General features: G+C 43.2%; 7 protein-coding genes. All 7 read left to right on the top strand.

From position 1 onward, the window contains the following. Positions 1-2,127 (top strand): family 20 glycosylhydrolase, encoded by a 2,127-nt coding sequence (locus OCK74_RS23990; protein ID WP_279299643.1) that lies wholly within the window; start codon positions 1-3, stop codon positions 2,125-2,127. Between the two features lie 40 nt (positions 2,128-2,167). After that, complete coding sequence (locus OCK74_RS23985) at positions 2,168-5,170, top strand: LamG-like jellyroll fold domain-containing protein (RefSeq protein WP_279299642.1); 3,003 nt, start codon at positions 2,168-2,170, stop codon at positions 5,168-5,170. 177 nt (positions 5,171-5,347) lie between these two features. Beyond that, the gene (locus OCK74_RS23980) at positions 5,348-7,669 is read left to right on the top strand and encodes a PSD1 and planctomycete cytochrome C domain-containing protein (RefSeq protein WP_279299641.1); all 2,322 of its coding nucleotides are present in this window, start codon (positions 5,348-5,350) and stop codon (positions 7,667-7,669) included. Between the two features lie 12 nt (positions 7,670-7,681). Next, positions 7,682-9,127 (top strand): DUF1501 domain-containing protein, encoded by a 1,446-nt coding sequence (locus OCK74_RS23975; protein WP_279299640.1) that lies wholly within the window; start codon positions 7,682-7,684, stop codon positions 9,125-9,127. A gap of 91 nt (positions 9,128-9,218) precedes the next feature. Beyond that, complete coding sequence (locus OCK74_RS23970; protein WP_279299639.1) at positions 9,219-10,253, top strand: 6-bladed beta-propeller; 1,035 nt, start codon at positions 9,219-9,221, stop codon at positions 10,251-10,253. Continuing rightward, positions 10,250-11,035, top strand: a complete 786-nt coding sequence (locus tag OCK74_RS23965) for an FN3 associated domain-containing protein (protein ID WP_279299638.1) — start codon at positions 10,250-10,252, stop codon at positions 11,033-11,035. The genes OCK74_RS23970 and OCK74_RS23965 overlap by 4 nt, the downstream gene beginning before the upstream one ends. 4 nt (positions 11,036-11,039) lie before the next feature. After that, positions 11,040-13,187 carry a c-type cytochrome domain-containing protein gene (locus OCK74_RS23960; protein ID WP_279299637.1) on the top strand — a complete coding sequence of 716 codons (2,148 nt, stop codon included), beginning with the start codon at positions 11,040-11,042 and terminating at the stop codon, positions 13,185-13,187. Positions 13,188-13,286 lie beyond the last annotated feature (99 nt).

The raw sequence follows: 13,286 nt of genomic DNA, 5'->3' as shown, positions 1-13,286 counted from the left end.
ATGAATATGATTTTTAAACATGGACATGCACTGCTAATAGCAGTTTGTTTTACCTCTGCTACGTTATCGGCTGTAGCGCAGAAGACAGAGAATCCTCAGCCCTTCGTTATCCCCGCTTTACGTGAATGGCAGGGAGATACAGGAACATTTATAATGCACGATAAGACAGTTCTTGTCGTTGATCCGGCATATAGAAATGAATTGACTCCTGTAGCGAACACCTTTTTGGATGACCTGAAGAAAAGCGGAGCAGCAAAGCAAGTTTCCATTCGTACAGGTACACCTGCAAAGGAGGATATTTACTTCACGCTGAATCCTGCTGATACAGCAAAGGGTAAAGAGAGCTATGTGTTAACGATAAAAGACTTTATTACCATCGCCGCACCTAAGTCTATTGGGGCATTTTGGGCTACCCGTAGTTTGTTGCAGATACTCGAACAGGACAAAGAGTTTCGGAGAATACCTAAAGGCGTTGCCGTTGATTATCCCCAGTTTGCTGTACGTGGTTTTGTATTGGACTGTGGCAGGAAGTTCTTCTCTCTCAGCTTCTTACGCAACTATGTGAAGTTCATGTCATATTATAAGATGAACGACTTTCACATTCATCTGAACGACAATGGCTTCAAAGGGTTCTTTGGCGACAATTGGGACAGTACCTACGCTGCATTTCGCCTTCAGAATGACACCTATCCAAACCTCACGGCAAAAGACGGTAGCTACTCAAAAAAGGAGTTCATAGAACTACAAAAGTTAGCCGATCAGTACGGTGTTAATATTATACCCGAAATTGACGTGCCTGCCCATTCATTAGCTTTCGCAAAGGCGGTACCGGGTGTCGGAAGCAAGGTATATGGTTTGGATCATCTCGATTTGGACAATCCATTGACCTACGAGGTGATCGACAATGTTTTTAAAGAATATCTGGAAGGTCCAAATCCTGTGTTCCGCGGGAAGGAAGTGCACATTGGTACAGATGAATATTCAAAAAAAGAGGCCGAGAAATTCAGGTCCTTTACGGATCATTACATACGCCTGGTTGAAAGTTATGGCAAAAAAGCCCGCCTATGGGGAGCATTAACCCACGCACCGGGAACTACCCCTGTTAAGTCTGAAAATGTAACCATGAACTTATGGTACAATGGCTATGCTGATCCCAAGGAAATGATGAAGCTGGGTTATGATGGCATCAGCACTCCTGATGGCTGGCTATACATTGTGCCGGCTGCGGGTTATTACTACGATTACCTGAATACCAAACGTCTTTACAATCAATGGACACCTAATATGATTGGTAAGGACAGTTTTCCTGAAAATAGTGCACAGATCAGGGGTGGATCATTTGCAGTGTGGAATGATCATGTAGGTAATGGCATTACAGAAAAAGACGTACATCATAGGGTATTTCCTGCCATGCAGGTGCTTGCCCAAAAGATGTGGGGCGGAACTAAAACTACCTTGAGTTATGAAGCATTCCTGGACAAAAACAAAAACATAGGTGAAGGCCCTGGATTGAATATGATGGGCAAGGTTCGCTCAAAAGACTCTTTGGTTTTGCAGTACAGCTTTAATCAAAATAAACAGGATCCTTCAGGTAGTGGCAACGCCATTCTTGCAAATAAAAACGCAAAGATTGATCGTCAAAAACAGGCACTCAGGTTAAACGGAGGAAACAGCTATATTCAAACGCCCATAGAAGGAATCGGTTACGGTTATACCATCAGTTTTTCAATGAATCCGGATAAGAATAATAAGCCTGATGCCGTACTTTTCTCTTCACCCGACGCTATTGTGAAATTGAAACAGCAATCAACAGGCAAGCTGGGTTTTTCGAGAGAAGGATATCACTATAATTTCAATTATTCTGTACCAGTAGATCAGTGGACACATATTGTCATAACAGGTGATAACAAGGGAACAAGTTTATATGTGAACGGTGTGCTTGTAGAAAAGTTGGAAGGAGCAAAAAGGACATTCCCCAATGGTAAGCAGACGGCGAAGGTCCAAACTTTGTTTTTCCCGTTGCAATATATAGGCGACAAAACCAATGCATTTAAAGGATACCTGGATAATTTGAATGTGTTTAATACCGTATTACCGGCAGATAAAATAAAAGAATTAGCAAAATAATCCCAATCTCATCATGGTTAAAAATTATAGATTGATGTTCATGAAACCATCATTTCGTATTAGTGTAAAGAAATTGCTGTTGATCGCGACAGCTACAATCTTTACATCTCAGTTAATGGCGCAGCAACAGGTATTGGCGCATTACAACATGGGGCGCTCTGGCGCTGTCTCTTATGCAACTGCTCCGGAGCAACTCTCCGATATGGCCGCCGGCCACCAGCTGAAGAAAGCCGGCCAGCCCGTTTTCTTTGCAGACGCACCAGCCGACAAAAAGCTGGATGGGGAAGGAGCAATCCTTTTTAAAGATAAAGCAGCCTATTCCTCTAAGGATAGCTTTGCCATTGCAAAGACTCCATTCGTTTTAGAGCTTTGGTTGCAACCCAATGCACGTCAGGGCGCGAACGATCCATCTGCAAATTTTGCTACTGTATTTACATTAGGTAGTGCCGCTTCCGGTTACCAGTTAGCACAGAAAGGTAATAACTGGGTGATCCTGGTGGATGGCAAAGAAGTAGCAACACCAGTTGCCACAGTAGTTCCTGGCGAATGGATGCATATCGCTTTGGTAAGTGATGGCAAAATGGCAAAAGCTTATGCAGACGGCTTGAAAAAACTGGATTTTCAACCGGCAACATCCATCGCTGCAGGCTTTACAATGGGAGCGTATGGAAAGACTAATTCCTTTCGTGGATTGATCTATGAAGTAAGACTGAGCCAATTGAAAGGAATAAAGTTTGATGCAGCCAGGCACCTGCTTTATAATGCTAGGCAAATAGCCCAAAAGAAAAAACAGGCAACCGATCAACAGCGGGCCCTGATTGCTTCCCTGGTCAATAATAAGCAGCTAAAGAAAGTGGAAAGTTTCACGGTGCCTGCTGCGCCTGCCGACTGGCTGATCAACCAGGTAAAAACGCCTGTTGAACTTTTATTGCAGAAAGGAAAAGATGAGCTGACGGCCAAACTCTTGTTGACAAACGGCATTGTCAGCCGCGAATTTTATATAGCTGAAAACCTGGCCTGCATAAGTTTCAGGAATCACCTGAACGACGCGGAGTTTTTGCGCGCCGTGAAGCCGGAGGCAAGAGTGATGCTGGACAGCACCTGGTATAATATCGGAGGCCTTAGCGGCCAGCCTGAAAAATCATACCTGATGGAAAGTTGGTATAACGACCTGTTTGCTGAGCCTTCATCATTCAGATTTGCTGGACTGGAAACGAAGCAACCTGAAGCCCGTTATCCCTGGCAGCAGAAGTACAATGCGGTGCACACCGACTGGCCACCCAAAGGGTTGCATGTAATCATGCACTACCAGGCGCCTTTAAACCGCAATGATTGGCAAAACAAGGTTTCGGTCGACATACATTACGAACTGTACGAGGGAATGCCGGTAATGGCCAAATGGATGACCATTGCCAATAAATCGGAAAATGCGTTCGTTGTACGTGAAACCGAATGCGAAGTGCTGGCCGTAAATCAGGACCAGGTAAAGCGCATTCATATGGAGAGCGATTATTCTTTTGCATTGGCCAATGCCGATCCGGAGGGCAGTGCATTGATCCATTACAAAGGAACCCCTCCGGCTTACCAGGTAGGCCAATCCACTACTACATGGAGGGTGGATAATGAATACAATACTTGGGCATCGCACAACCAGGCCGAAGATAGGTTCCTCGATTTCCCTCACCACAATTTGCTGGTAAGCAGGGTGCCAATGGGACCATCGGAAACCTTGCAGCCCAAAAATGTATTTACATCCTTTACCACCTTCGAATTGTTGCAGGATAGCGACGATCGCGAACGCCAAAGCCTGGCACACCGTAGGTTTTACCGCAAATTGGCGCCCCAGGTAACAGAATCGCTCATCACCGGTGGAATTACTTCCCACGACAGGACAGAGTTGAAAAATTTCATTACTCAAATGGGTGAATTAGGCTTTGAAAGGCTGGATATTATGGCCTGGCCTGGTATATCCCATGACAAACTGGATACTGGCTATGTGGCTTTGTGGAAAGAAATTGCCGATTTTGCAAAAGCCAGGGGCATTGTAATGGGGGGCTACGAACTCCAGGTGGCATCAAGAGGCCGTGGAGCAGAAGTTGACTGTATCGATCCCATCACAAACAAGCCTGGAAGCTTGTTTGGCCAAAGTGTATGTATCGCCAGCAATTGGAAGGATACTTATTACCCTAACATGTGGAAGTTCTATGATCAGACTGGTCTCATGACCTACAATATGGATGGTCCTTATCATGGCGATGTTTGTGCGGCAACGAATCACGCTCACCACAAAGGCATGTACGATTCTCAGTGGGAGCAGTGGAAAACACAGGTAAGTGTACTTCACGAACTGCAGCGCCGTAACATGTACGTTCCTATTCCTGATTGGTATTTCCTCAATGGGCAGTCTGCCACCGGCATGGGTTATCGCGAAGCCAGTGCCAACCTGACGCCACAACAGCAGTTGCTCCTTGGCCGGCAATATATCTTTGACGGAACCTGGCATAAAGCGCCCACAATGGGCTGGTTAGGCTTGCAATTGGTTGGCTTTTATACCAACGATCCCAGGGTCGGCCTTGAACCCTTGTCAAAGAACCTGGACCGCTACGAAATTGGCCTGTTTCAGCATTTAGCCAGCGGTTGCCAGTTTACCGTAAGGGGTAAACGTCTTTACGATACCCCGGAAACGAAGGCAATGGTTTCGAAATGGATCAATTGGTTTAAGGAGCATCGTGCCATCCTGACTTCAGATATTATTCACGTTTCGCGACCAACTGGCCGCGATCTGGATGCCATGTTCCATGTAAATCCATTCATTGAAGAAAAGGGTATGCTGGTAGTTTTTAACCCTACAGACAAACCCATTACCAAGCAGTTCAAACTGCCACTTTATTACACAGGTATAAAAGAGCAGGCATTGATCATCAATCAACATGGGCAGTCTGTGCCTCAAACACTGAATGCACAAAAAGAGATATCCCTGCAAGTTGAAGTCCCCGCAGGCGGATATTCCTGGTACCTGGTTAAGGACAAAGCCAGGATGTAATACCTCTTTTAAATTGTATAGAATGAAAATAGGGAATCTTGATTCCCTATTTTCATTCTATACCCATCCATACACCATAGGATAATCCATCAAAATCTTAGGATTGTCAATTGATTGTAAATAAGGCTTTTCCTATTTTTAGACTTTTGCTTGCTTTAATGTGTATGATTCTTGCTTATGAATAAAAAAGTTCTATGGATAGCACTTGCTATTTTTTCTGTGGTTGTCACAGTATCTTTTTGTTTTCAAAAAATAAAAAGTAGCAGTGCCGGATTGCCTGAATCTGTTAGTTATAACTATCATATCAGACCTGTCCTCTCCGATAAATGTTTTGCCTGCCATGGTCCTGATGCCGGCAAACGGGAAGCTGGATTGAGATTGGATATTGCAGACAGCGCATTTGCTCCCTTGAGAGAAACAAAAGGTGCTTTTGCGATAGTGCCCGGTAAGCCCGAACAATCTGAACTTTTAAAGCGAATATCTTCTACTGATTCCTCTTACATCATGCCAACGCCTGAATCTCATTTGGGTGCGTTGACCGGATATGAAATAAAGCTTTTTAAAAAGTGGATACAGCAAGGCGCAAAATATGAATCACACTGGGCATTTACAATTCCGAAAAAAGCACCGCTCCCCAAAGTAAGCGATAGGAAATGGGTGAAGAACGAGATTGACTATTTCGTTCTGAGCAAGATTGCTGAAAAGGGTTTGCATGCGAATGAAGAAGCCGATAAAGAAAGATTGCTGAAAAGAATTTGTTTGGATATAACCGGCTTGCCGCCTTCGATGGAAATGATGGATAAATTTTCGGCAGATAATAGTGAGGACGCATATGAGAAAATGATAGATAATCTTTTGGCTACTCCTCAATATGGCGAAAAGATGGCAGTACATTGGATGGATGTAGCCCGCTATGCAGACAGCTATGGATATCAGGATGATAACATAAGGACCCAATGGCCATGGCGTGATTGGGTGATCCATGCCTTCAATAAAAATATGCCTTACGACCAGTTTCTTACCTGGCAGATCGCAGGTGATATGTTGCCCAACGCTAATAAGGAGCAAATATTGGCAACAGCATTTTTCCGTAATCACAAATACACAGAAGAAGGCGGCGTGATTCCTGAAGAATACCGTATTGAATATTTGGTTGATAAAACAAAAACCTTCGGAAAAGGCATTCTGGGGATCACCATTGAATGTGCACAATGCCATGACCACAAGTATGATCCATTTTCTCAAAAAGATTATTATTCACTGCTTGCTTTTTTCAACAACACGAAAGAGGCTGGATATGAAGGTGAAATATCTACATCGAAGCCAGCAAAGAATCCAATACTTTATATAAGCAATGAGGATAGGAAGAATGTGTTGGCGTTTATCAATTCAAAGGATACCGGCAGTTTAATGATGTCTGTAATGGGAGAACGGGATACGCTTCGCAAGACCTTTCTGCTCAACCGTGGTGTGTACGACCAGCCAGGTGAAGAAGTGAGACCTGCAGCAATCCCTGCGGTGATGAAATTTGATACATCAAAATTTGCACGCAACAGGATAGGACTGGCTCAATGGACCGTAAATAAAAACAACCCGCTTACCGCAAGGGTTTTTGTAAATCTTATGTGGCAGGAGCTTTTTGGTAGGGGATTAGTAAAAACATCCGGCGATTTTGGTATGCAAGGTGAACTGCCTTCTCATCCCGAATTGCTCGATTGGCTTGCGGTTGATTTTATGGAGCATGGTTGGAATGTGAAACGATTGGTGAAACAAATACTGATGTCTGCAACCTATCGGCAGTCGGCAAAAGTTTCAGAACAACATCTGAAAATGGATCCTGAAAATATTTATTTATCCAGGGGACCAAGGATGCGGTTGAAGGCAGAATTTGTTCGTGACCTTTATTTATCAAGCAGCGGTTTATTGGTTAAAACAATTGGAGGACCAAGCGTAAAGCCTTACCAGCCAAGTGGACTTTGGGAAGCCGCAACTTCAGGAAGAGGCGCATTGACTGTATACAAACAAGATCATGGTGATGATTTATACAGGCGCGGACTTTATACATTTATCAAGCTCACAGTGCCGCCACCAGGTATGATCATGTTTGATGCGAGTAATCGTGACCAGTGCGAAGTAAAACGGCAAAAAACAAATACGCCGATTCAGGCGCTTGTAATGATGAACGATCCTTCCGTATTGGAAGCTTCAAGAGTACTGGCACAAAAACTCGTGAGCGAACAATCTGGTATCAACGAAAAAATTTCCAGGGCATTCCGTTTAATAGTTTGCCGGAAGCCATCTGAAACAGAAATGAATATTCTGCAGGACTATTATACGCAACAATTGCAGTTGTTTGGGCGAAAGGGCTTGGATGCTGCCACTATTTTAAAAATCGGCGAATATCCATTAAATGACAAAGTGGGTAAGAACACATCTGCAGCCTTGATGAAAGTGATCAGCATGATCTATAATATGGAGGAAACAATTACAAAGTCATAGAAGCGAAAAATTATGGAAAAAGAAATCCTGGAGCATGGACTGAATATGAACCGTCGCCGGTTTCTGTCGAGGCTTAGCCTGGGCTTGGGCAGCGCGGCATTGGGATCCTTACTCATTCCCGATCTTTTTAGCAAAGGCAAAGAGGAATTAGCAATGGCAGGCCTGCCTCAATTTGCGCCCAGGGCTAAAAGGATTATTTATTTGTTTCAAAATGGTGCGCCTTCACAACTAGACCTGTTTGATTATAAACCGTTGCTGCAAAAGATGCATGGGCAGGATTTGCCGGCATCCATCCGCATGGGACAACGATTAACCGGTATGACAGCCAATCAGGCAAAGTTCCCGCTGGCTGGAAGTTATTTTAAATTCAATCAATATGGTCAGGCAAAAGCCTGGATCAGTGAGTTGCTGCCTCATACCTCAAAGGTTGTAGATGATCTCTGCATCATTCGCACCATGCACACCGAAGCGATCAATCATGACCCCGCCCTTACATTTTTTCAAACGGGTGCACAGGTGGGTAACAGGCCAAGTATGGGCGCCTGGTTAAGCTATGGATTAGGAAGTGAAAATAAAAACCTTCCTGCATTTTGTGTATTGCTGTCAAAAGGCAAAGGAAATGGCCAGGGTGTTTATTCTAAATTATGGTCGAATGGATTTTTAGATTCTATACACCAGGGCGTGCAATTCAGCAGCGGAGATAACCCTGTATTGTATTTAAATAATCCGGACGGCATTGATAAAGTTGATCGAAGAAAAATGTTGGATAAACTGGCCGAGTTGAACCAGGAGTCCTTTAAAGAATTCGGTGATCCGGAAATCAATGCCAAAGTGCAGCAATACGAAATGGCTTTTCGGATGCAAACAGCCGTACCGGACATTACAGACTTTAGCAAGGAGCCAGAAGATACCATTAAGTTATACGGACCTGATTGCTTGGTGCCAGGCACTTATGCAGCCAATTGTCTGCTGGCAAGAAAACTTTCAGAGAATGGTGTGCGCTTTGTGCAATTATATCACCAGGGCTGGGACTCGCATGGCAATTTGCCATCACAATTGAGCGGGCAATGCATGGATGTGGACCGGGCATCGGCAGCACTGATTACGGACCTGAAACAAAGGGGATTACTGGATGAAACCTTGGTGATTTGGGGAGGCGAGTTCGGTCGCACAAATTATTGCCAGGGCTTGCTGACCAAGGATAATTATGGCAGGGATCATCATCCGCGTTGCTTTACCATTTGGATGGCAGGCGGTGGTGTGAAACCCGGCGTATATGGCGAAACAGATGAATTTGGCTACAACATCGTAAAGGATCCTGTGCATGTGCACGATTTCCATGCAACTATTCTGCACCTTATGGGACTGAATCATGAACAGTTTACCTATAAACATCTTGGTCGTCGTTATAGACTAACCGATGTAGCGGGTAAAGTGGTGCAGGGGTTGATTGCCTGAACGGGCATCATCAATTTCAATCCTGTAAAATGTTATAATAAATATTAAAAGCTTTTGCTGATCGGATTCTAAGCCTTAAACGAAAATCATTATGAATCGTAAACAATTCATTAAACAATCCTCCTCTGCTGCAGCTGGCATGTTATTCATTCCTTCAATGCTGCGCAATCAAAAAATGGATGACATGATACTCGGTCACAACAACAAACGTTACCGTATCAATACCAAATGGAGCCAGCTAAGTTTTGAGCAATATCCTGTAAAAGACTGTCATGAAATGGTGCAGGATAAATTGGGGCGCATCATTCTATTGACGAATGAGACCAAAAACAACGTCATTATTTACGATAAAAGTGGTAAACTGATTACGACTTGGGGTCATGAATATCCCGGTGCCCATGGCCTCACTTTATTTAATGAGAATGGAGATGATGTATTGTTCATTTGTGATAATAGTCGTCACCAGGTGAGCAAAACAACAGTGGATGGTAGAGTCTTAATGACACTGGACTATCCAAAAGAAATCGGCCTGTACACAAAAGCAGAGGAATACGTGCCTACAGAAACGGCTATTGCGCGTAATGGTGATATTTATGTAACAGATGGCTATGGCAAGGATTTCATTATCCAATACGATTATAAAGGCAACTATATACGTCACTTTGGCGGAAGGGGAGATGGTGATAAGTACTTGATGAATGCACACGGTATTTGTGTTGACTATCGCGACAAAAACAGGCCTTGCCTGGTGGTTTCATCCCGTCAGCAGAATGCGTTCAAGCGATTTACCTTGGATGGTGTTTATATCGATACCATTCCATTGCCTGGAGCATGGGTTTGCAGACCTGTGATCAAAGGCGAATATTTGTATGCTGCCGTTTTGCAAACGCAGGCAAGGCAGGGCGAGCAATCTGGTTTTGTAACGATCCTTGATAAAAATTTTAATGTGGTATCAAATCTGGCAGGCAGCCAGCCTAAATACACGAATAATACGCCGGATGAAATGTACCAGACCATCAAAGTGTTTCAATACCCGCATGACGTGTGTATTGATGATGAGGAGAATCTTTATGTAGCGCAATGGAATAGTGGGCATGTGTATCCTTATAAACTTCAGCCTGTATGAAAAAGTTAATGCTGCCCTTTTTTCTTTTGATGGTACAATACAGTTTTGGCCAACAGGTATTTCAGCTAACGCCTCCGTTATTAAAATATCAATCCATTTTTTATGATAACAAGGCGCTGCTGGAAATAAAATTCGATCAACCGGGTGCAGAAGTTCGCTACACCATGAATGGTAATGAACCTACAGAAAAGGATTTGTTGTATACCAAGCCTGTAGTGATTTCGGGGAAAAGAATAAGGGTAAAAGCTAAATCAATAGGCAAAGGTTTTTTACCATCCGGAACAGCCACTGTCGAATTTTTTAAGACAGGAAAAGCAATTCGCAAAATTGAGTTTAGTACACCCAACCCAAAATACCCGGGCAATGGCGTTGGCACTTTACACGACAATATTGGCGGACAAATGGATCTCAGTTCTGGTACCTGGCTGGGCTATGATACGGACACAGTAACAGTGACCATCCAATTAAAAGAGAAAGGGAGTATCAAAGGAGTATTGGTAGATATCTTGCAAAATGAAAGCAACTGGATCTTTTTGCCTGAACAAGTTTTATTATACTATTATGATGATACAAGGAATGCTTATGTACCTGCCGGCAAAGAAGTTTTCTCTTCTGAAAGGCCTGCTCCTAAACAATGTAGCGCACAGGAATTGATTCCAAACCAAAAGATCCACACCGATAACCTAAAACTGGTATTCTGTCCTGTGAAAAAAATACCAGGCTGGCACCCCGGTAAAGACAATCATGCCTGGTTATTTATAGATGAAATAAAAGTATATTAAACACATGCAACGCTGGAAAAATATTTTATTCAACACTTCTCTTTTTCTAAACTGTTTGTTGGTATACCTTCAGTTATTTGAAGACCGCTTGTCTATTCCGGTTTGGTTGCAGGTAGCAGGACGTATGCATCCAATGATTTTACACTTTCCTGTTGTATTGATTTCAGCATATGCTATTATCATTCTTTTTTTACAGATATCAAAAACAAACGATGATCAAGCCTATCAAAATATTGCAGACCTGATCTTGTTATTTGCCGCATTAAGTTCTGGTTTCACGGCACTCGTAGGCTTGTTTTTATCAAAAGAAGGAGGTTATGATATCGAAACATTGCAATGGCATAAGTGGGGTGGTGTGGTCATTTCTGTTTTTACTTTAGCATGGTATTATTTTAGAAAACCATTACAGGTATATAAATACTTTGCTCTGGTGACATCGCTCACGGCTCTTTGCCTGGTCACTTTGGTGGGGCATCAGGGAGCGAATATTACGCATGGTCAGGATTTTTTACTGTCGCCTTTGATGCAAGAGAAAAAACAGGTAGCGATTGCTCCTGGTGAAGCAGAAGTGTATGCACATTTAGTGCGGCCAATTCTGGAAACCAAATGCATTACCTGTCACAACAGCAAGAAAGCGAAAGGCGAACTGGTCATGGATACAGAAGAAATGATACTGAAAGGCGGCAAAAGTGGTGTTTTATGGGACACTACTGTTGCCGACCTGGGTTTGATGTTGCGAAGGATTCATTTGCCCGAAGATCAAAAAAAGCACATGCCGCCTCTTGGTAAGCCCCAATTGACTGAGGAGGAAATTTGGATACTAACGCAATGGATCAAACGAGGTGCCGATTTCAAAATAAAAGTAGCCGATCTTTCTCCTGCTGATACACTACATCAAATTGCAAATAGGATTTTTACGGTGAATGAAACGGCTGAATATGATTTTGAGGAAGCAGCACCTTCAACGGTCGCACAGCTCAATACTGCAAATCGTGTAGTTGATGCCGAGGCAGTAGCCTCCCCGGCTTTGAACGTAAGTTTTTTCAATAGTCAGCTTTTTAAGGCCGTGCAATTAAAAGAATTAGAAAAAATAAAAAAGCAGGTGGTTTCACTCGACCTGTCCAAAATGCCGGTTAAAGACGAGGATTTGAAAATCATTAGCGGGTTTGAAAATCTGAGAAAGCTGAACCTGAATTTTACCGGCATTACCGGCGCTGTCCTTCCGGCTTTTAAAAATCTGAAGTTTTTAAAAAGCCTTTCACTGTCCGGCACAAAGGTCAATGCAGAACAGCTGAAGCAACTGAAGGATTTTCCTAAACTAAAAACAGTTTTTACATGGAATATTCCGGTGACGTCGGCTGAAATGGAGAAGTTGAAACTGGAATTGAAAAATATTCATTTCGAAACAGGCTTTAAAGGCGATACGGTGGTAATGAAATTAATGCCGCCGCTGGTGCAGAATGAAGAGGCGTTTATCTCTGCGCCTGTTCCCTTAAAATTGAAGCATTATATCAACGGAGCCACTATAAAGTATACATTGGATGGGAGTGAACCTGATAGCATCCATTCAACTGTTTTTAAAGAAGGACAGATGATTAACGGCAATGTATACGTCAGGGCCAAAGCTTTCAAGCAGGGGTGGGTGAGCAGTGATGTTATAGAAGCTAACTTTTATAAAAGCACCCACAAGGTGGATAGTGTGATTTTTTTGATACCACCCGATCCTGCTTATAAAGGCGAGGGTAAAATGTTGACGGATTTAGTAAAGGGTAAAACGAATTTCAAGTTGGGCAACTGGCTCGCATGGCGGGATAATAGAATGGAAACCTTGCTGCAGTTTGCCAAACCAACAACAGTGCAAAGCATCACGCTGAGTACATTGCTTGATGTGGACAGTTATATCATGCCGCCAACCCGTATAGAAATTTGGGGTGGGGCTGATCCAAAGAAGCTGAAATTATTAAGCAGTATGTCGCCTCAGCAACCCACTAAGTCACAACCTGCATCCATGCGTGGCTTAGAATGTAAATTCAGTCCTGCTACCTTACAGTATATCAAGGTCATTGCAACCCCTCTGGCCAAATTACCAGCCTGGCATTCCGGCAAAGGCAACAAGGCCTGGGTATTTTGTGATGAAGTAATCGTGAATTAGGTGAAAAAAGACTACCATATACGGTAGCCTTTAGTTGTTTGTGTAAATAGAATTTCTGTTTCTGTATTAGCGGGTCAAATAAAGCGATTGGGTTGAAGG

The sequence above is a fragment of the Paraflavisolibacter caeni genome (assembly GCF_025628885.1).
GTDB classification, from domain to species: domain Bacteria; phylum Bacteroidota; class Bacteroidia; order Chitinophagales; family Chitinophagaceae; genus Flavisolibacter; species Flavisolibacter caeni.
This window is presented reverse-complemented; position numbering and strand designations above follow the sequence as displayed.